The 21903-nt window shown below is 42.1% G+C and carries 12 protein-coding genes, 1 tRNA gene and 1 pseudogene; 6 read left to right on the plus strand and 8 right to left on the minus strand.

Annotation, left to right across the window (positions count from 1 at the left end):
* Positions 1-232: 232 nt before the first annotated feature.
* Positions 233-1820 (plus strand): annotated as a pseudogene (locus NW213_RS06520) (RNA-binding domain-containing protein).
* 117 nt (positions 1821-1937) lie between these two features.
* Entirely contained in the window at positions 1938-2567 is a 630-nt protein-coding gene (locus NW213_RS06525; RefSeq protein ID WP_072529596.1) for a GIY-YIG nuclease family protein, read from the plus strand.
* A gap of 236 nt (positions 2568-2803) precedes the next feature.
* Here NW213_RS06525 and NW213_RS06530 read toward each other — a convergent pair.
* Positions 2804-2877: transfer RNA gene (locus NW213_RS06530), tRNA-Ile, on the minus strand.
* A 339-nt stretch (positions 2878-3216) separates the two neighbouring features.
* On the opposite strand from NW213_RS06530, the gene NW213_RS06535 reads away from it, so the two are divergent.
* From NW213_RS06535 to NW213_RS06550, 4 genes are read left to right on the plus strand one after another with little or no spacing between them, the layout of a single operon-like run.
* Complete coding sequence (locus NW213_RS06535; protein ID WP_258322216.1) at positions 3217-5847, plus strand: calcium-translocating P-type ATPase, PMCA-type; 2631 nt, start codon at positions 3217-3219, stop codon at positions 5845-5847.
* Positions 5848-5896: 49 nt separating this feature from the next.
* Positions 5897-6511, plus strand: a complete 615-nt coding sequence (locus NW213_RS06540; protein ID WP_204447280.1) for an HAD family phosphatase — start codon at positions 5897-5899, stop codon at positions 6509-6511.
* A gap of 5 nt (positions 6512-6516) precedes the next feature.
* A complete protein-coding gene (locus NW213_RS06545) occupies positions 6517-7440 on the plus strand; it encodes a bifunctional riboflavin kinase/FAD synthetase (protein WP_204447279.1) in 924 nt (307 codons plus the stop codon).
* 15 nt (positions 7441-7455) lie between these two features.
* The gene (locus tag NW213_RS06550; protein ID WP_154044830.1) at positions 7456-9354 is read left to right on the plus strand and encodes a DEAD/DEAH box helicase; all 1899 of its coding nucleotides are present in this window, start codon (positions 7456-7458) and stop codon (positions 9352-9354) included.
* A gap of 61 nt (positions 9355-9415) precedes the next feature.
* Here NW213_RS06550 and NW213_RS06555 read toward each other — a convergent pair whose 3' ends face one another.
* From NW213_RS06555 to NW213_RS06585, 7 genes are all read right to left on the minus strand, one after another.
* The gene (locus NW213_RS06555; protein ID WP_204390961.1) at positions 9416-10780 is read right to left on the minus strand and encodes a TIGR00341 family protein; all 1365 of its coding nucleotides are present in this window, start codon (positions 10778-10780) and stop codon (positions 9416-9418) included.
* 2 nt (positions 10781-10782) lie between these two features.
* On the minus strand, positions 10783-12264 hold the full coding sequence (locus tag NW213_RS06560) for an oligosaccharide flippase family protein (protein WP_258322217.1): 1482 nt from the start codon (positions 12262-12264) through the stop codon (positions 10783-10785).
* A 174-nt stretch (positions 12265-12438) separates the two neighbouring features.
* On the minus strand, positions 12439-13464 hold the full coding sequence (gene ruvB, locus NW213_RS06565) for a Holliday junction branch migration DNA helicase RuvB (RefSeq protein WP_204390968.1): 1026 nt from the start codon (positions 13462-13464) through the stop codon (positions 12439-12441).
* A gap of 96 nt (positions 13465-13560) precedes the next feature.
* Positions 13561-15084, minus strand: coding sequence for an arylsulfatase (locus NW213_RS06570; RefSeq protein WP_258322218.1), 1524 nt, complete (start codon positions 15082-15084; stop codon positions 13561-13563).
* 211 nt (positions 15085-15295) lie between these two features.
* The gene (pckA, locus tag NW213_RS06575) at positions 15296-16900 is read right to left on the minus strand and encodes a phosphoenolpyruvate carboxykinase (ATP) (RefSeq protein WP_204390972.1); all 1605 of its coding nucleotides are present in this window, start codon (positions 16898-16900) and stop codon (positions 15296-15298) included.
* Positions 16901-17281: 381 nt separating this feature from the next.
* Positions 17282-18646, minus strand: a complete 1365-nt coding sequence (locus NW213_RS06580; RefSeq protein WP_258322219.1) for a TolC family protein — start codon at positions 18644-18646, stop codon at positions 17282-17284.
* Positions 18647-18664: 18 nt separating this feature from the next.
* On the minus strand, positions 18665-21862 hold the full coding sequence (locus NW213_RS06585; protein ID WP_258322220.1) for an efflux RND transporter permease subunit: 3198 nt from the start codon (positions 21860-21862) through the stop codon (positions 18665-18667).
* Between the last annotated feature and the right edge of the window lie 41 nt (positions 21863-21903).

Here is a 21903-nt window from a genome sequence, read left to right on the forward strand (position 1 = left end):
TTACATTGAAAGGGATGTCTTTTTATGGGAAAAAAGATGATTAATAGGCTAAGGAATATACTTGCCGAAGAGCCAAAAACATATAAGCGGTTGGCTGAACAATTATGAAAAGACAAAGGTACAGTTTCCAAATATGTGACGAATACCATGCAGCCAAATATAAGAAACCTTCTAAGTATAATAGAGGCGTTGAATATTGATGCAGGTTTGCTTAACCAAAAACATTTGAACAATGAAGGAAATAGATATTATCCAACAGATAAAACTTGGAGAGGTCAGTAAAGTGCAGTTCAAAGAGCGTCTTCTTGATAACTATGATATTGGTTGCGAACTGGTGGCGTTCAGCAATGCACGTGGCGGTATACTAGTTGTTGGCGTTAAAGACAAAACTGGTAGCATCAATCCTTTGTCGTATCAGGAAGTACAGGAAACCACTAATACACTTAGCAATATCGCTTCAGAGAATGTTGTTCCTGCCATCCTTGTTAATGTGGAAACAATTCTTGTGGAGGGTGGAAGTCTTGTTGTGGCACATATTAAGGACTGAATAAACCCTATCATGACAATCGCGGCATTGTGTGGGTTAAGAACGGTGCCGACAAGCGCAAGGTGTTCGATAATGCCGAACTTGCCGAGATGATGACCGACTGCGGCAGTTTCTCGCCTGATGAAGCTGGGATTCGAGATGCTACGATTAAGGACTTGGACGAGAATACCATCAAAGCCTTTTTAAGCAACAAGTTTGAAAAAGTATTGGTGAGAAAAGGTTTGGTGGGTGATGCATTCCGCGAAACCTCTTTAGATACAGTCTGTTCTGCTATCGCTAGTGGGCACGATGGGGAGAAACTGCTGCGTAACCTACGTTTCATCCGACCCGATGGAAAAATCACAGTGGCTGCAATGTTGCTGTTTGGCAAGTACACTCAGCGTTGGCTTCCTGCAATGACAGCAAAGTGCATTTGTTTTGTGGGCAACAATCTTGGAGGTACACAATTTCGCGATAAGGTGAATGATGCCGACATTGAAGGAAATCTGCTTCATCAGTTTGAGACTATTATGGATTTCTTCACCCGGAACTTGCGCCATATACAAGTTGGAAAAGAGTTTAACTCGCAAGGAGTATTGGAGATTCCATACATCAGCCTTGTTGAGTTCACCGTAAATGCTTTGGTACATCGCTCGCTGAATGCGACTGCTCCTATCCGTATATTCATCTTTGATGACAGGGTGGAGATACACAGCCCCGGAATTCTCCCTAATGGGCTTAGCGTGGATGATATTGTTGCAGGTACATCCATGCCACGCAATATGTTCCTCTTCACAAATGCCATCCATTTGCTCCCGGTAGTGGTATGCTTCGTGCCTTATCTGAGGATATGAAAGTTTCATTCACCAACAATGACAGAACTAACGAGTTTGTAATTACTATAAATAGACCGGAGGGTAGCCAAGTCAATGGTAACTTAGATACTAAACTTGGACACTCTGACACCGACTTAGGCATCAACTCTGACACTTTCAATGCTGACTCTGACACTAAACATAGATACTCTGACACTGGCTTAGATTCCGACTCTGACACTTTCAATGCTGACTCTGACACTAAACGTCCTAAAATAACAAACAAACAGAGGGATATAGTAAACTTCTGCAGTGTGCCACGTAGCAGCAAAGAAATTCTTGAAAGGGTTGGTGTGACATATCATAGCAAGAATATCCAAACATACATCATGGCTCTTGTCGAGGCTGGCTATCTCGAAATGACCAATCCCGAGCATCCCAATGCAAGCAATCAAAAATATAGGAGAAGTAAAAAATGAGTTCACATATATTCACCAGCAAGAACGGTAACACTGATGTACAAATTTGAAAAAGTTCTTAATTTCATTACAAACAACAAACCGTACAATAATCTCTAATTTCTAAAACACAACGATATGGAATACGGAATAGTTTATCTTCTGACAAACCCTGTGATGCCAGGACTTGTAAAAATAGGTATGACCACACAGGAAGACATCGACAAACGTATGAAGGAATTATATACAACAGGAGTTCCCGTACCGTTTGAGTGTAAATTTGCGTGCAAAGTTAAGAAAAGTGACTGTCTCAAAATTGAAAAAGCCCTTCATAAAGCCTTTGACCCTCAGCGTATCAATCAGAACCGTGAATTCTTCCGTATCAACGTGGAACAAGCGCAAGCCATACTCGAACTTTTCCACCATGAAGATGTGACGGAAGAAGTGACAGACGAGATACAGAACGACCTCACAGATGAGGACAAAGCTGCCAGCACAAAAGCACATGCAAAACGTCCACCGCTCAATTTCTATGAGATGGGATTGCAGAAAGGCGATGTTCTCATCTGGAAAGATGACCCATCAATTTCTGTCACTATTCTTTCAGAGCGCAAAGTGTGTTATCAAGGAGAAGAAACTTCTATCAGTGCACTTTCTGCTAAGCTAAAAGGCTACAAAGTCAAACATATACAGCCGACGCCACACTGGCTTTTCAACGATCGTCTTCTAAGTGAAGTCTATGACGAAACATATCCATTTGAAGAATAAAGGCATACTATAGGCTACTTCTAAACCCATATTACGATAATATTTATAGTAAACAAATGCTGCAAATGAAGTGTAATTCTATTGATTTCTGTTTAGATTATTGAAAATTTATGCTTAATTTCAGAATTCCTCAGGTTTTTACGTTGATCCATAAAATATATAGGAGCAACAGCTTGTAATCTGGAGGTTGGACACGAAAAAAGGCTCTATTTCGTTAGAAATGAGCCTTTTATTTGTGGACCAGCCAGGGCTTGAACCTGGGACCTCCAGATTATGAGTCTGTTGCTCTAACCAACTGAGCTACAAGTCCGATAATCGTTTTATTTTCGATTGCGATGCAAAGGTAGTGTTTATTTTTTATTCTGCAAACATTTGAAGAAAAAAAATGGAACTTTTTATTTTAGACAGTCATTTTATAATCTTAAAACAGCGTAATATGGCACAAGGATATGAATATTTTTAAACGTGTGCATGTTTTTTAAAAGGCATAAAAAAGCGAAAAGCAATAATTTCCATCTAAGCATACGTAATTTATATAAATGAAAATAGTTCATATATACTCTATTAAGAAGTTTTACATCCCATGACACCGTAACTTCGGAGATATTATTGTATTTTTGCACCGATTAATCGATTAAAAATTAAAGACATGTCACAGAAAATGAATGAAAATCATCTGAACGGACTTACTGACCAGGAGGTTATTGCCAGCCGTCAGAAATATGGGGAAAACTTGCTTACTCCTCCAAAACGTCCATCTATCTGGAAACTTTATCTTGAAAAATTCCAAGACCCTGTCATCAGAGTTCTGCTGGTGGCTGCCGTTTTTTCACTTATTATTTCAATTATCGAGAATGAATATGCCGAAACTATAGGCATCTTCTTCGCTATCTTTCTGGCTACAGGTATAGGATTTTATTTTGAATATGACGCCAACAAGAAGTTCGACCTTCTGAATGCCGTAGGCGAGGAAACTCCTGTTACCGTTATTCGAAACGGAAAGGTAAAAGAGATTCCAAGAAAGGAAATCGTAGTCGGAGATATCGTGATTCTGAACACAGGTGACGAGATTCCTGCCGACGGAACATTGGTGGAAGCTGTTTCACTGCAAGTGAACGAGGCTAACCTTACAGGTGAGCTTATGGTGAACAAGACCACCGACCCTAAACATTTTGATGACGAGGCTACCTATCCGTCGAATGCCGTAATGCGCGGTACTACAGTTACAGACGGACACGGAACAATGAAGGTTGACCGCGTGGGTGACGCTACAGAAATCGGTAAGGTTGCTCGTCAGTCAACAGAACAGAGCGACGAAAAGACTCCTCTAAACATACAGCTGGAGAAACTTGCCAACCTGATTGGTAAGGTAGGTTTCACTATCGCCATACTTACTTTCGTGATTTTCACAGGTAAGGACCTTTATGCATATTTCACAGCCAATACAGTAGAGACTTGGGAGCAGTGGCTTGAAGTGGCTCAGATTGTACTGAAATACTTCATGATGGCTGTAACGCTGATTGTTGTGGCTGTGCCTGAAGGACTTCCTATGAGTGTGACACTGAGCCTTGCGCTGAATATGCGCCGAATGCTGAAGACCAACAACCTTGTGCGCAAAATGCATGCATGCGAAACTATGGGTGCCATCACTGTGATTTGTACAGATAAGACAGGTACTCTGACTCAAAATCTGATGCAGGTACACGAAGCTCAGGTAGATGAGTCAAATCCTGAACTTGTGGCAGAAAGCATTGCCGTAAACTCTACCGCTTTCCTTGAAGAGAAGGCCGAAGGAGAAAAGCCGTCGGGTGTGGGTAATCCTACAGAAGTTGCCCTGCTCTTGTGGCTCAACGGAAAGGGTGCCAACTATATCTCACTGCGTGAAAATGCCCATACAGTAAACCAGCTTACTTTCTCTACAGAGAGAAAATATATGGCCACACTCGTTGATTCGCCTGTAATGAACAAACGTGTTCTGTATATAAAAGGTGCTCCTGAAATTGTAATGTCGAAATGTTCATTGAGCGACGATAAAATCAAGGCATACAACGAGCAACTCCTTGCATACCAAAACAAGGCTATGCGTACTCTGGGACTTGCATACAGAATCATCCCTGAAGGAAAATCGGAAGATTGTGCTGAGCTTGTGGCTGAAGGCGGCATGACATTCCTCGGAATATTCGCAATAAGCGACCCTATACGTCCTGACGTGCCTGACGCTGTCAAGAAATGCCAGTCGGCAGGTATCGGTGTTAAGATTGTAACCGGTGATACTCCGGGAACAGCTACCGAAATTGCCCGTCAGATTGGTTTGTGGACTGAAAACGACACCGAACGTAATCGTATCACAGGTACAGATTTTGCCGCATTAAGCGATGAAGAAGCTCTTGAAAGAGTTCTTGACATAAAGGTGATGAGCCGTGCGCGTCCTATGGACAAACAGCGCCTGGTACAGTTGCTACAGCAGAAAGGTGCGGTAGTGGCAGTTACAGGCGACGGTACAAATGATGCTCCTGCCCTCAACCATGCCCAGGTTGGTCTGTCAATGGGTACAGGTACATCCGTAGCTAAAGAGGCCAGCGACATCACTCTGCTCGACGATTCGTTCCACAGTATAGCTACAGCCGTGATGTGGGGACGTTCGCTCTACAAGAACATACAGCGTTTCATCGTGTTCCAGCTTACTATCAACGTAGTAGCATTGCTGAGTGTCCTCCTTGGAGCATTCTTCGGTTCTGCCCTACCGCTAACCGTTACACAGATGCTTTGGGTGAACCTGATTATGGATACTTTCGCCGCCATGGCTTTGGCTTCAATTTCTCCAAGTATGGACGTAATGAACGAAAAGCCTCGTAAGCGTACAGATTTCATCATCAGCAAAGCTATGCAGAAGAATATCTTCGGTACAGGTATCTGCTTCCTTATCGTACTGATGGGACTTATGGCATACATGAACAATTCTGCCACTGGTATGGATGTCCATAACCTGACAATATTCTTCACAGTGTTCGTGATGCTTCAGTTTTGGAATCTGTTCAATGCCAGTGTATTCGGGACAAACCATTCTATCTTCAAGGATGCAGGTCATGCACTAGGTATGCTTAGTGTGGCACTGATAATTCTTGTAGGTCAGTTCATTATCGTTACCTTCGGTGGCAAAGTGTTCCGTACCGAGGCTCTTCCGCTGATGGATTGGGTTTATATTATAGGCGGAACTTCTATTGTACTTTGGATTGGCGAAATCTGGAGAGGTATCAAGAGAATGAGCTCTAAAGGATAGCTGAGAAGGTTTCAGTTAACAAGTTGACAAGTTAACAAGGTTTTAAAATATGAATTCAAAAATCAAAAATATAATATTTGACTGGGGTGGCGTTCTTATCGACGTCACCTTGGACAGATTTCTAGCCGAATGCAAAGCAGCCGGAATCTGTTTCGAGGATAAAGAAATAACCGGCACTCACAAGACAGGATTCTTCCTTGAATACGAACTTGGCAATATATCTGATGACGATGCGCGCAATGAGTTGCGCCGTAGAGCAGGCAAAGATATATCAGATGAGGAAATCGACCGTATATGGAACACCATGATAGACAGTATTCCGGAAGAGAAACTTGAACTGCTTTACAGACTGAAGGATAAATACAATCTGTATATACTTAGCAACACTAATGCAATTCATTGGGATAATGTAGCACCGAAAGTATTCAGCTACAAAGGATTGGGTATTAATGATTTCTTCAAGAAAGTATTCCTCTCGCATGAAATGCACCTTGCCAAACCGGACACTGCAATTTATCTGAAAGCACTGTCAGAAGCAGGACTCAAGGCAGAAGAAACCATGTTTATAGACGACTCAAAACTGAACTGCGACGCAGCACAATCGGTAGGTATAAATGCCGTACATTACATTCCGGGAGATGATCTCTCACTGATTTTCAAATAATAAAAATGAAGTTTATAGAAGAATACGATAAAACTGACATAAAGCCATGCGCGGCAACAATAGGATGCTTCGACGGAGTACACACCGGACACCGCTATCTGGTAAAACAGGTTCGCGACATAGCCGATGAAAAAGGTCTGAAAAGTGCCCTTATCACCTTTCCTATACATCCACGCCAGGTTATGCAGGCAGACTATATGCCGGAACTCTTATCGTGTCCTGCACAAAAAACTTCACTTATCAGTTCTCTTGATTCCGATTACTGCATAGTCCTCCCTTTCACTAAAGAACTTTCGCAACTTACGGCACGCGAGTTCATGGAGCTACTGCACAACAGATACAATGTACGTGCACTGGTTATAGGCTATGACCACCGTTTCGGACACAACCGCACAGAGACTTTCGAGGATTATTGCCGCTACGGACAGGAACTTGGCATGTCTGTAATAAAGGCCGAGCCTCTGAAATGTGACATCACAGATACTTTCATCAGTTCGTCTGCAATAAGAAAACTACTTAAATGTGGCGATGTGGTTACGGCAAACCGCTTCCTGGGATATAACTACTATATTGACGGTACAGTGACTGACGGACACAAGATAGGACGGAAAATCGGCTTCCCTACTGCAAATATCATTCCTTCATGTCCGGAAAAACTAATACCGGAGAACGGAGTTTATGCAGTACGAGTACCAATAGACAATACAGTTTACAAAGGGATGCTGAACATAGGCAACCGCCCTACCCTGAACAATGGCAGTAACGTAAGCATCGAAGTACATATAATCGACTTCAGCGGTGATATATATCATCATCCTTTAATGATTGAGTTTATCAGCAGAATAAGACAGGAGATAAAGTTTGCCTCAATGGAAGAGTTGATAGAACAACTTGAAAAAGACAAGACGATAATATCAAAAATAGAATAATTTTAATAACAACAAATGAAGACATTCGAAGAATTAGGCGTTTCCGAAGAAATACGCAGGGCGATAGAAGAAATGGGATATGAGTATCCTATGCCCGTACAGGAAGAAGTTATACCGTATTTATTAGGAAACGGAAATGACGTAGTGGCTCTAGCACAAACCGGAACCGGAAAAACAGCCGCATTTGGTCTGCCGCTGATACAGAAAATTAATCTTGATGAATGTGTACCGCAAGCACTGGTGCTCTGCCCTACACGAGAACTGTGCCTGCAGATAGCAGGTGACCTTACTGACTATTCAAAATATATTTCAGATCTTAAGATATTACCTGTCTATGGAGGTTCATCCATAGAAAGCCAAATCAGAAGCCTAAAAAAAGGTGTGCATATCATAGTAGCTACTCCGGGACGACTCATCGACCTTATGGAGCGCAAAGTGGCCCGCCTTGAAACTATCAGAGACGTAGTGATGGACGAAGCCGACGAGATGCTCAACATGGGATTCACCGAAAGTATCAATGCCATACTGGAAAAAGTGCCTGAAGACCGTAACACTCTGATGTTCTCTGCCACAATGAGTCCTGAAATCTCGCGCATTGCGAAGACTTACCTGCATAACGCAAAAGAAATAACCATAGGAACAAAGAACGAAGGCAGCAAGAACGTAAACCATATAGCATATATCGTACACGCAAAGGACAAGTATCTCGCGCTGAAACGTATCGTGGACTACTATCCTCAGATATACGGTATCATCTTCTGCCGTACACGAATAGAGACTCAAGAGATAGCCGACAAGCTGATACAGGACGGATACAGTGCCGACTCTCTTCACGGCGAACTGAGTCAGGCCCAACGTGACCTCGTGATGCAGAAATTCCGCCAGCGTCATCTGCAGCTTCTTGTAGCTACTGACGTGGCAGCACGCGGACTTGACGTGAACGACCTTACTCACGTTATCAACTATGCCCTGCCTGACGATACAGAAAGCTATACACACCGAAGCGGACGTACAGGACGTGCAGGAAAGACAGGTATCTCTATCGCCATAATCAATATGCGCGAGAAGGGAAAGATGCGTGAGATAGAACGTATCATCAACAAGAAATTCACGATAGGAACACTCCCAGCCGGAAAGGAGATTTGCGAACAACAGCTCATCAAGGTTATAGACGATATAGAAAAGGTTAAGGTAAACGAGGAAGATATCGAAGCATTCCTCCCTGGCATCTACCGCAAGTTCGAATGGCTGAGCAAGGAAGACCTTATCAAGCGCGTAGTATCAATGGAGTTCAACCGCTTCCTGGAATACTACCGCAATGCACCTGAAATAGAACAGCCTAAGGCAAACGAGAAAGATAAGTCGGACAAGCCCCGTAAGGATCGCGGAAGCGACAAGGAAAAGACAGCCCGCAAAGCAGAAAAGGGATATGCACGTCTATTCCTCAACATGGGTAAAACTGACGGTTTCTATGCAAATCAGGTCATAGAACTGATTAACCGCAACACAAAGAAAGAGCGCATACAGATAGGACGCATTGACCTGATGCAGAACTTCTCATTCTTCGAAGTGGCAGAACAGCAGGCTGACATCGTTATGAAAGCTCTTAACAAAGTTGTTTTAAAAGGTAAGAGAATTATAGTGGAAATAGCCGGAGAGAACAACGGCAAAAGTGATAAGAGCGGCAAGAAGCGCAATTCCGGTTCTTCAAAAGAGAAAACCACAAAGGAAACTCCTGCAAAAGAAAAGAAGGCTTCAAAGAAGGATAAGCCAAGCCGCGAGGAACGCGGATATACTTCAGCTCGCGGACCAAAGCATAAGGATGACTGGAAACAGTTCTTCGTGCATGACAATAACTCTTCAAATCCGGGATTTGATGATGCCGGAATGGGAAAGAAGAAAAAGAAGAAATAAATCACATACTAGTAAAAAAACGAAATGCGCAGCCTTGAAAGTTGCGCATTTCGTTTTTTATTTATTTTTCCATTACAATAAGTTCAAGCTTCTTTGCATTGGTACGTGTCTTGAGCCAGTCTGCCATACGTTTCTTATCAGCAGCAGATGGTTTCTTGGCACATTGCAATATAGCAAATGTAAGAGTGTCAGGCTTGAGACTGTCAAGTTCCAAACGGATACTGCGCGACAGTGCAACGGACTTGATACCTCCACCGAACAAAGCTTTCATCTCTCCTGCCAATCTGCTGTCAGCCTGTCCGCTACGGGTATAGAGCTCCAACTGTGTTTTCAGGGAATCTATTTCATGCTGTTGTGCAGCAAGCTTCTGTTCACTCTTCTTGTAGAAGTCCTCCATCACCATCGACTTAATATTACTTATGTCCATATCGCCATTATTCACTCCTTGGAATACTACAAGCTTAGTTTTTCCGAGGTTATACTTTTCAAGCTTCTGCTCGGCAGCGGCTATCTGGCTTTCGGACACCTCATTGCCGACCATCACCACCTTAATCTCACGTTTGGAATAAGATATTTCCCTACTGAGGATTTGTGAATTAGGGAACTGGAGTTCCTCAGATATGTAATTGTTTGCAGCACTGTGATAGAATGTTTCCTTAACGATACCGTATGTAAGATATATCGCAGGACACATTGTCACCAAAGTTATGGTTATAATATATTTACGAACCAGTTTCTCACGATTTTTATCCACAAACTCCTTGTGCTTGAATTTCATAAACCGTACTCCCAGGAAAGTGGCAAGGCTTATGAACACGGAGTTGATGAAATAGAGATAGAAAGCTCCCAAGAAATAAAGCAGATTGCCGGTTGCCAATCCGAATCCGGCAGTACAGAGTGGCGGCATCAATGCTGTAGCGATAGCCACACCAGGTATGACATTACCTTTCTCCTTTGTAGCCACAGCCACTATACCTGCCAGACCACCGACAAGGGCTATGAACACGTCGTATATAGTAGGCGAAGTACGTGCCAGCAATTCCGATTGCACTTCGTCAAGCGGAGTGAATGCAAAATATATTGTAGCAGTAGTTACACTGAAAACAGTAGCTATGAAATAACTCTTAAGAGAGCGTTTCATAAGTTCGAAATCGTTGATACCGATAGCAAGTCCCACACCCATGATAGGTCCCATAAGCGGAGAAATCAACATGGCACCGATGATTACGGCAGTAGAATTGACATTCAGTCCGAGAGAGGCAATAAAAGTGGCAAACACAAGGATCCACAGGTTTGCTCCACGGAATTCCACACCGTTCCGGATGCTTTCTACCGTGAGTTGCTCATCCTCCATACTTTTGTTCAAGTCCAGATAATCATCGTAAAACTTTCTTATCAGGTACTTCTTTCTGTTGTTAAGTTCCATAATTATTTCTTTATAAATCGGTTAATAACAGGGATACTTCTCAAAGGTAAGTCTTTTTTTATGATATATGCAACAAACAGCACAAGTAATAATGTACGGAAAGCAATACGCAACACTGTATTTTCAGGATAAATGTATATTGATGCTACATAAAGCACTGCCGCAAACACCAAATAGACGAACATATCCTTTATAGGATAAGCCACAGGATATTTCTTCTGACCTATGAAATACGACAGAACAGTGATAAGTCCATAGCCTGCCACCGATGCCCATGCCGAAGCCAGATATCCGTACTTAGGAACCAGCCAGATATTGAGTATAAGTATCACCGCACATCCTATAAGAGAGAAATATGCTCCCCAGCGTGTCTCGTCAATCAGCTTATACCAGAAAGAAAGATTGAAATAGATTCCTTTCAGTATCTCGGCTCCCATTACTATGGCAACCACACTAAGGCCTTCCCAATAGTCCGGAGCTACCATATATTTCAGAATGTCCATATAAAACATCACAGCCAAAAACGCCAGCAGAGAGAAGATAAAGAAATACTTCATAGCTCCAGCATAGGATGACGTGCTATCCTTCTTATTACTGTTGCCAAACACGAAAGGCTCGTAGGCATATCTGAAAGCCTGAGTAAACATAGCCATAATCATTGCGACCTTACTTGTAGCACTATATATACCCAGTTGTACAAGTCCTTCCTGACGATCGTCATATAGGAAGGGATATATCATCTTGTCAACAGTCTGGTTCAATATTCCCACTACACCAAATATAAGTATCGGGAATGAATAGCTTAACATACGTTTCTGAAGTTCGAAGTCAGGTTTGAAAGTCAGCTGTCTCAGCTCCGGAATAAAGAAGAGCATCTGTGCCGCCGACATTATCAAATTCGACACGAATATGTAGCCCACAAGATAATCAGGATTATAGAACCATGAAACCAATGACGGTGCATGTTCGTTCAGCCATGGACAAAGAAGAAGAAAGAATAAGTTCAGAACGATATTGCCAATGATATTGAAAAGTTTGATTGATGCAAACTTTATAGGCCGTTTCTTATATCTGAGCCATGCAAAAGGAATACAAAGAAACGAATCGAGAGCCACTACCACCATCATCATCCCTACATAATCCTTATGGTCGGGATATTCAAGGAATTGCGATATAGGATCAAGAAATATCAAGCCAAAAATGACGAAAAGGAACGAGAGTCCTCCCACGAAAAGGGATGTATTGGAGAATACCTTTACAGGATCCTCTTCCGACTTGTTTGCAAAACGAAAAAAGCCTGTCTCCATACCGAAAGTAAGGAACACAAGTATAAGTGCCGTATAAGCATAAACATTCGACACTACACCGTAGCCTCCCGACTCTGCCGAAAGGACTGCCGTATATAGCGGAACGAGCAGATAGTTGAGGAAACGTCCTACTATACTGCTCAGTCCGTAAATTGCTGTATCTTTAACTAGTGACACGTTGGGAATTAAGAATTAATAATTAATAATTAGAAAGAGTTGATCAGGCTTCAGTTACGAGTTGACCAGGCTTTGGCTTCGCTGACCTTTGGTTGACTCCGTCGATTTTCAATTCATCCGGACGGAGAACCTTGTCAACTCGTCAACTCGTTAACTTGTCAACTAAATTAGTATTCAATCAAAAAGCGTTTTCTCCTGCTGCCAGATGCTCCTTCCAAGATGTTTATATGCCAATTCTGTAACTTCACGACCACGAGGAGTGCGTTTCAGGAAACCTTCCTTTATAAGGAAAGGCTCATATACTTCCTCCAGTGTACCCGGGTCCTCTCCCAAAGCCGTGGCAATGGTAGTAAGCCCAACAGGACCACCCTTGAATTTGTCGATAATAGTACAAAGAATCTTGTTGTCTATCTCATCGAGTCCATAGCGGTCGATGTTCAGAGCTTCAAGAGCATATTTGGCTATTTTCAAATCAATATGCCCGTCACCTTTCACCTGAGCAAAATCGCGCACTCGTCGGAGCAAGGCATTTGCTATACGTGGAGTTCCACGGCTTCTTGACGCAATCTCACCGGCAGCCTCAACATCACATGTCACCCCGAGAATACCGGCCGAACGCATAACTATGCGCGACAGAACATTCTCATCGTAATACTCCAGATGAAGATTTATACCGAATCTGGCTCTGAGCGGTGCAGTAAGCAATCCACTGCGTGTAGTAGCACCCACAAGAGTAAAAGGATTCAAATCAAGCTGTATACTTCGTGCCGATGGTCCCTTGTCTATCATTATGTCTATACGATAGTCCTCCATAGCGGAGTACAGGAACTCCTCTACTACCGGACTCAGACGGTGTATCTCGTCGATAAACAACACATCATTAGGTTCCAGACTGGTCAGCACTCCGGCCAAATCACCCGGTTTGTCAAGTACAGGCCCTGAAGTAACCTTGAAACCTACTCCAAGCTCGTTTGCTATGATATTACTCAATGTAGTCTTTCCCAATCCAGGAGGTCCGTGAAGCAGCACATGATCCAGAGCCTCAGCCCTGAGCCTTGCAGCCTTCACGAAGATACGCAGATTATCAACAACCTTGTCCTGTCCACTGAAATCCTCAAATTGTAGCGGACGGAGGGCGTTCTCAAAATCGCGTTCCTTTCCCGTAGGCTTATAATCTCTTATATCAAACTGATCTTCCATATAATATTGTAAAATACAAATGCAAAATTACAAAAGAAAATCATGAAAAGAACATATTTAAGCCAAAATAGGATAAACAGTAAGTGCGTCATTGCTTTATAACGGCAGCGTTATCTTAAAGTATTCACTGTCTTTATGCTCTTTCTTGATTATATCAATCATCTTCTGTACAATATCAGGATGATTTGCAGAAATATCATTATCCTCATGAATATCAGTTGATAAATCATATAGATGAGGTTTGCCTTTCTTTATGACCAACTTCCAGTCGCCCATACGTACTGCCATCTGGTCTGTTTCATGGAATTCCCAATACAGATAGTCATGTTTCTTCTGCATTTCATCATTTCCCATCAAGGTAGGAGCAAACGATATACCATCGAAACAGTCACTTTCAAGTTTCTTGTTCAAATACTTTTTAGGGAATTTCTTATCGCCAACCAGTTCGCAGAAAGTAGGCGTAATATCATAGAAAGCCAACTGATGATCGTTCACTGTTCCAGCCTCAACTTTACCAGGCCAACGCACAATAAAAGGAATTCTTATTCCACCTTCATAACACTGGCGTTTCAAGCCTCGCAATTTTCCGTCACGGCCGAAAAATTCCGGGTCTGCACCACCCTCTTCATGAGGACCGTTATCGCTACTGAATATTACTATGGTATTTTCATCAAAACCTTTCTCTTTCAGCTTCGCCAATATCTCACCCACATATGCATCCAGACGAGTTATCATTCCGGCAAACTCAGCATGAGTATGTACTGCAGGATTGTATCTGCTGCCTTCTTCACCGCCCCAAGTCTTATCGTGGAAAAACTTTTCCTTATATGACTTCAAAATGGAATCATTTGGCTGAGCCAACTCTGCATGAGGTAATGTGTATGTAAAGAAACCATAGAAAGGAGTACTTCCGTCTTGCGAATCAATCCACTTAAGAGCCTCACGATGAATCATATCTGCAGAATACTGTGGACGTTTCTTGTAATCGTCGCCATACATAGGATATTTGATATTTTCATCCATAGTGACTCGAACAGTCGCTGTATCTCCAAGAGATTTACTATAACGGTTTAGGAAATTAGGATAATAAAGATGTGCCTGGAATTGACAGATAAATCCATAATACTCATCTATACCACGCTTGTCGGGAGTAGAACACGAGCCTTCGTATCCTCCTGCCCACTTACCGAACATTCCCGTGGTATATCCGTTGTTTTTCATTATCTCCGGAAGAATTATATGACCGGGATCATAAGGTTCCTGACCTACGACTGTATATTCATCGTTGTCGCCATACTTCATCATAGGGACATTCTTCCAATACTCCTTGTTTCCACGCACGTGTGTATGTCCGGAATGCTGTCCTGTCATTATCGTAGCACGCGACGGCGCACTCACTGGGCTACCGGCATAGGCCTGTGTAAAGCGCATTCCTTCTTGCGCCATACGGTCAATATTAGGTGTATTGATATATTTCTGGCCATAGCATCCCAAATCGCCATATCCCATATCGTCGCATAAGATGAAAATGATATTAGGTCTCTCTGTTTTTTTAGCGGCTTGAACTTGACACACACCAGTCGCAAATACTCCTGCACAAATCACTATGTTCTTAATCATAATACTTTGAATTTTGAGGTTAAACCTTTAAAAATTAAGTTATAAGTCTAGTTTTACAAAATATAATAACCAGACGCTAATATAGGAATATTTTCCGGAATAAGACTTTTCAGAAGAAGACAAACTGAAAATTTTTTATTACATACCGCTTAAAACAAAAAAAGCTGCCCCATTTCTGAGACAGCTTTTTGTTATATGTTGTAGTATTAAATTACAACTTTGGACCAGCAGCAACAAGAGCTTTACCAGCTTCGTTTCCTGTGAACTTAGCGAAGTTCTTGATGAAACGTCCAGCCAAGTCTTTAGCTTTTTCTTCCCACTTGCAAGCGCAGTCGTAAGTGTCACGTGGGTCAAGAATCTTAGGATCAACACCCGGCAATTCAGTAGGAACGACAAAGTTGAAGTAAGGGATAGTCTTAGTTGGAGCTTTTTCGATAGAACCGTCAAGGATAGCATCGATGATACCACGAGTATCACGGATAGAGATACGTTTGCCAGTTCCGTTCCAGCCAGTGTTAACCAAGTAAGCCTTAGCACCTGTCATCTTCATCTTCTTAACCAATTCTTCAGCATATTTTGTTGGGTGCAATGACAAGAATGCAGCACCGAAACAAGCAGAGAATGTAGGAGTTGGTTCAGTGATACCACGTTCTGTACCAGCCAACTTAGCAGTAAATCCTGACAGGAAGTAGTACTGAGCCTGTTCCTCGTTCAAGATTGATACTGGAGGCAATACACCGAACGCATCAGCTGACAAGAAGATAACTTGTTTAGCGTGAGGACCTTTAGAAACCGGTTTAACGATGTTGTTGATGTGATAGATAGGGTAAGAAACACGAGTGTTTTCAGTTACGCTCTTATCAGCGAAGTCTATCTTACCGTTAGCGTCAACAGTTACGTTTTCCAACAAAGCGTCACGTTTGATAGCATTGTAGATATCTGGCTCTGATTCCTTATCAAGGTTGATAACCTTAGCGTAGCAACCACCTTCGTAGTTGAATACACCTTCGTTATCCCATCCGTGTTCGTCATCACCAATCAACAGACGTTTAGGGTCAGTTGACAAAGTTGTCTTACCTGTACCAGACAGACCGAAGAAGATAGCTGAGCTCTTGCCTTCTTTATCTGTGTTAGCTGAACAGTGCATAGAAGCGATACCACGAAGTGGGTTGAAGTAGTTCATCATAGAGAACATACCTTTCTTCATTTCACCACCATACCAAGTGTTAAGGATAACCTGTTCCTTAGTAGTAAGGTTGAATACAACTGCTGTTTCAGAGTTCAAGCCAAGTTCTTTGTAGTTTTCAACTTTAGCCTTAGAAGCGTTGTAAACGATGAAGTCAGGTTCGAATGATTCAAGTTCTTCAGCTGTTGGGCGGATGAACATGTTAGTTACGAAGTGAGCCTGCCATGCAACTTCCATGATGAAACGAACTTTCAAGCGAGTAGCTTCGTTAGCACCGCAGAAACCATCAACAACATAAAGTTTCTTGTTTGACAATTCTTTAGCAGCAAGTTCTTTCAATACATTCCAAGCTTCTGTAGTTACAGGCTTGTTGTCGTTTTTATATTCTTCTGAAGTCCACCATACAGTGTTTTCACTTGTAGCGTCTTTTACCAAGAATTTATCTTTAGGAGAACGACCAGTGTAGATACCAGTCATAACGTTCACTGCACCAAGTTCAGTTACCTGACCTTTTTCATAGCCTTCCAAACCAGCTTTTGTTTCTTCAGCAAACAATACTTCGTATGAAGGATTGTGCAAGATTTCTACGGTACCCTGGATACCGTATTTGGTAAGATCTAAATTTGCCATTGTTCTAATGAATTAAATTGGTTATTATTTTAGATATATTTATTTCCTTTTTGGCGACACAAAAATACAACATTTTATTTGAATGCAATTAATAATTAGAGAAAAAAATCCGTAATAATGAAATATTTATACTTGTGTAACACATTTGCAAGGTATATGTTGCAAAACATAGTTTAAGGACTAGAATTCAGGCATTAAGAAGCCTTCGCAAAACGCCTTGGCATTTGATTTAAAACGATTTGGCTTTTTCTGCAATACATCTCATACAAAAAGAAGACTGCCCGAAGATCACTCCCCAGGCAGCCCCAATCATCTAATTATCACACTAGATAATGATAACAGTTAATTTTATATGAAATGATTGTGTGTGTTTCCGGAATTTCATTCTCCCCTTCCTCCTCCTAGAGCCTGGTAGAGACTTATCACACTCTGTATCTCCATAAAGCGGTTAGATACTTGTGTGAGTTGTGCATTGAGCAATGACTGACGTGCAGTCAATATCTCAAGATAGTTTGTTGTTCCGTATTCCATAAGCAGCGAGGTGCTCATTACAGTCTTTTCCAAAGCCTTTACCTGTTTCTGATAAAGCTCGGTTTTCGACTTGCATGACTGATATGCTGTAAGTGCATCGTTCACCTCGGTTCCGGCATTCAACAATGTCTGCTGGAAATTCAGACTGGCCTCTTCCTGCTGAGCCTTTGCTATTCGGAGTTGTGCTATGTTCTGTCCTCGGTTGAACAGAGGCAAAGTGAGCTGTCCCACAGCATTGGCAATAAATTTGGCAGGATTAACAATAATCGATCCTGCAAGATTTGTCCATCCGGCAGTTCCGCTAAGCACTATTGAAGGATAGAAAGCCGAACGTGCCTGATTGGTAACATAGAATGCAGCCTCAAGAGAACGTTCTGCAGAACGAACGTCAGGACGGTTTGACAACATTTGCAATGGCACACCAACAGACAAATCCTCAGGCATCTTCTGATCCGCTAATTTTCCACGTTCATAATCGCGTGGAGTTTCCGCCAGAAGCAGTGCCATACTGTTCAATGTCTGATTTATCTGTTCTTTCAGATCAATTACAGACGTCTGCACACTGTAATATGTAGCTTCCATCTGTGAAACGCCAGCTTCATTATACTGTCCGGCATCCATAAGCGCACGTGCAGCATCCACAGTTTCTTTCCATGCAGTTTCTGTCTCCTGCGACAACGCCAACTGTTCGTCAAGCATAAGAAGTGTATAATATGTATTGGCTACACTTGCAATCAGCTGCGAACGTACAGCCTGCTTATAATCAATACTTTGGGCATATAATGCCTGAGCCTGCTTCTTGGAATTACGCATACGTCCGAAGATATCAAGTTCCCAACTTGCTGTGACAGGAAGCTGATATGATTTTGTAGCTTTCTGACCATCAAAGCTGCTGATTGTTCCCTGCGGAGCCAAAGCGAATGACGGCAGGAAAGCAAGCTTAGAAGCAAGGAGAGTAGCTTTCGATTCTTCTATTCTCAATTGCGCAGACTGATAATCGGTATTATTCTGCAATGCCTGCTCTATCAAGGTCTGCAGATGAGGATCTGTGAAAACCTCTTTCCAGTCGGAGTTGCCGAAATTCAGCGTATCCGCAACCTCTACCTTTTCTCCGTACAGGCTGTCAGGAACTGTTTCTGCAGGTTTATATTTTGTATATATACCACAGCTGCTTAACATTGCAGCTGTAGTAGTAAGTATTATAAATTTCTTCATGTGTTATTCTTTTAATGATTATACCTGTTCACCATTCTTGAAAGCACTTCTCTCTTCAAGGCTACGTTCATGCTCTAATTTAAACTGTGCATCTCCTTCTACCTGCATAGGTTTACGGATTTTCTCCTGAAGATACTCGAATGTTATATAGAACACAGGAACCACAAAAAGAAGAGCCAAAGTACCGATAAGCATACCACCGACAACACCTGTACCCAATGAACTGTTACCGTTAGCTCCGGCACCGGTTGCAAACATAAGCGGGATCATACCGAAAATCATTGTCAATACAGTCATCAGGATAGGACGCAAACGGGCTTGAGCTGCAGAATAAGCAGATTCTATAATACCCATTCCTCTACGACGGCGCTCCAACGCATATTCCGTAATCAGAATGGCTGTCTTTGACAGCAAACCAATCAACATGATAACACCTGTCTGAAGATAGATATTGTTTTCCAAACCGAACAACTTGGCAAACAAGAAACTACCCATCAAACCGAATGGTACTGAGAAGATAACTGCCAACGGTACAAGGAAACTTTCATACAGACATGAAAGGATAAGATATATAAGGACTACACATATTATATATATGAACACTGTCTGTGAACCTCCACTCTGTGATTCCTCACGGGCAATACCACCATATTCATATCCATATCCGGTAGGAAGAGTCTGAGCGGCAACCTCTTTGATTGCGTTCTGTACTTCACCTGTTGAATATCCTGCCTGTGCGTTAACATTTACATTTATAGAACTGTAAAGGTTGAATCGTTTTGCAACCTCAGCTCCCATTACATTCCTCAATGTAACAAACTGACCTAACGGAGCCATTTCCGATCCGTTACGTACATACATATTATTAAGGGACTGTTCGTCAAGACGATATTCAGGTGATGCCTGAAGCATTACACGATATACCTTACCGAATTCATTGAAGTTTGATACATAGGATCCACCGCAATAGCTACCCAATGCAGAAAGAACATCCGATGGAGATATTCCTGCACGCTTACATTTAGCAGCATCTATATCAACAGCTATCTGTGGGAAGTTCATGGCGTAAGAAGTATATGCCATAGCTACCTCAGGACGCTGGTTCAAAGCTCCAAGGAAATTCATGACATGTCCGAAGAAGACAGACATATCACCTCCAGTCTTATCCTGCATATACAGTTCTACAGAGTTACCCATACCGTAACCAGGAATCATACCAGTCTGGAAGCAGAAGATCTGGGCTTCCTTTATTTGAGCAAACTGTGCATTCAGTCGTGCAAGAACGGCATCGGCAGAATGTTCCGCTCCCTTACGTTCATCCCATGGTTTAAGATCGACGATACATGATGCATAAGAAGTTCCCTGACCAGAGATAAGACCATAACCTGATGTGGCACTGTAGTTATCAACCTCAGGAGTATTCTCCAGAATATCTTTTACCTTTTCCAATACCTTGACTGTTTCAGTAAGAGTACTACCAGGAGAAGTACTGATATTTACCATAACTGTTCCCTGGTCTTCCTGTGGAACCAGACCTGTCTTGGTAGTCTTCATGAAGAATACCAGCAAAACTACAGATACGATGAGTGCTGCCCAAACTATCCATCTGTGATGAATTGCAAACATTACTCCTTTCTTATATTTATTCATTGTAGCATTGAAAGAAGCATTATATGCAGCCTTTACACGACCGTTAAAGCTTTTGGCACTCTTCTGTCCGTCAGACGGTCTCATCATTATAGCACAAAGGGCAGGACAAAGAACCAAGGCACAAATCATGGACAAACCTACTGAAGTAGCCATTGTGATACCAAACTGAGTATAGAATATACCAGATGTACCTCCCATGAATGTTACAGGGATAAACACAGCCATAAACACACATGTACATGAGATAACGGCCATAGTTACATCACTCAATGCATCTTTTGTTGCCAAATATGGAGAAGTGTAGCCTGAATCGAATTTCTCTTGTACAGCTTCCACCACCACAATGGCATCATCCACCACGGTACCGATAGCAAGCACAAGCGCAAACAAAGTAAGAATGTTTATACTGAAACCTGCTGCAACAAGACAGGCAAACGTACCGATAAGAGATACAATGATTGAAATAGAAGGAATCAATGTACTCTTGAAATCCTGCAAGAAGAAGTAAACCACAAGAATAACAAGTATGATTGCTATTACAAGTGTTTCCACAACGTTGTGAATAGATGCATAAAGGAAGTCATTCGAACTCATCATCTGAACGAACTCTACGCCAGGAGGAAGAGCCTCTGACATTTCTTCCAGTCGTTTTGTAATGGCTTCATTAACTTCTGTCGCATTGGCACCTGCAACCTGGAAAGTAAGGAAAGTCACACCAGGACGGTCATTTACCTCACCATGGAAACTATACGATAAACGACCTAGTTCAACCTTAGCAATATCTTTAAGTCTAAGGACAGAACCGTCATCATTTGAACGTATCACAATATCCTCAAACTGTTCTACCGATTTAAGACGTCCTTTATATTTCAAAGCATATTGAAATACATTTGGAGAGTTTTCGCCAAGATTACCGGCAGGAGCTTCAATGTTCTGTTCACCAAGCACTGCAGTAACATCATCTGGAATCAGACCATACTGAGCCATACGTTCCGGATTAAGCCATATACGCATACTGTAAGTATCACCAAGCATTGTTGCATCACCCACACCTTCGATACGTTTAATTTCCGGTATGACATTAATATCCAGATAATTGGCAAGGAATGTCTCGTCATATTTACCGTCGGTGCTAACCAACGAGTTAATCTGAAGGAAGCTTGTCTGTCTTTTTGCTGTTGAGACACCGATTTTTGTTACTTCAGACGGCAACAATCCCTGCGCCTTTGATACACGGTTCTGCACGTTGACAGCAGCCATATCAGGATCTGTACCCTGCTTGAAATAGACCTGTATTGTAGCCGAACCGGAGTTTGTTGCGGTAGAAGTGATATACATCATGTTTTCCACACCGTTTATACTCTCTTCCAACGGCATTATAACACTGTTCATTACCGCATCGGCACTGGCTCCTGTATATGTAGCATCAACCACAACTGTAGGAGGAGCTATATCAGGATACTGTTCTACCGGCAACGATATTAGTGAGATAAATCCCACCAACAAAATCACGATGGAGATGGAAATAGCCATCACCGGTCGTTTTATAAATATATTTCCTTTCATTGTTATTCTTTATTAATTAAAGTCACATCAACTCTGTTTGT

The sequence above is a fragment of the Bacteroides sp. ET336 genome (genome assembly GCF_024733815.1).
Lineage (GTDB): Bacteria > Bacteroidota > Bacteroidia > Bacteroidales > Bacteroidaceae > Phocaeicola > Phocaeicola cellulolyticus.

Bases quoted from the DNA above. Each gene is read 5' to 3' on its own strand.
- NW213_RS06525 (WP_072529596.1), top strand. From the start codon at position 1,938: ATGGAATACGGAATAGTTTATCTTCTGACAAACCCTGTGATGCCAGGA.
- NW213_RS06535 (WP_258322216.1), top strand. From the start codon at position 3,217: ATGTCACAGAAAATGAATGAAAATCATCTGAACGGACTTACTGACCAG.
- NW213_RS06540 (WP_204447280.1), top strand. From the start codon at position 5,897: ATGAATTCAAAAATCAAAAATATAATATTTGACTGGGGTGGCGTTCTT.
- NW213_RS06545 (WP_204447279.1), top strand. From the start codon at position 6,517: ATGAAGTTTATAGAAGAATACGATAAAACTGACATAAAGCCATGCGCG.
- NW213_RS06550 (WP_154044830.1), top strand. From the start codon at position 7,456: ATGAAGACATTCGAAGAATTAGGCGTTTCCGAAGAAATACGCAGGGCG.
- NW213_RS06555 (WP_204390961.1), bottom strand. From the start codon at position 10,780: ATGGAACTTAACAACAGAAAGAAGTACCTGATAAGAAAGTTTTACGAT.
- ruvB (WP_204390968.1), bottom strand. From the start codon at position 13,464: ATGGAAGATCAGTTTGATATAAGAGATTATAAGCCTACGGGAAAGGAA.
- NW213_RS06570 (WP_258322218.1), bottom strand. From the start codon at position 15,084: ATGATTAAGAACATAGTGATTTGTGCAGGAGTATTTGCGACTGGTGTG.
- pckA (WP_204390972.1), bottom strand. From the start codon at position 16,900: ATGGCAAATTTAGATCTTACCAAATACGGTATCCAGGGTACCGTAGAA.
- NW213_RS06580 (WP_258322219.1), bottom strand. From the start codon at position 18,646: ATGAAGAAATTTATAATACTTACTACTACAGCTGCAATGTTAAGCAGC.
- NW213_RS06585 (WP_258322220.1), bottom strand. From the start codon at position 21,862: ATGAAAGGAAATATATTTATAAAACGACCGGTGATGGCTATTTCCATC.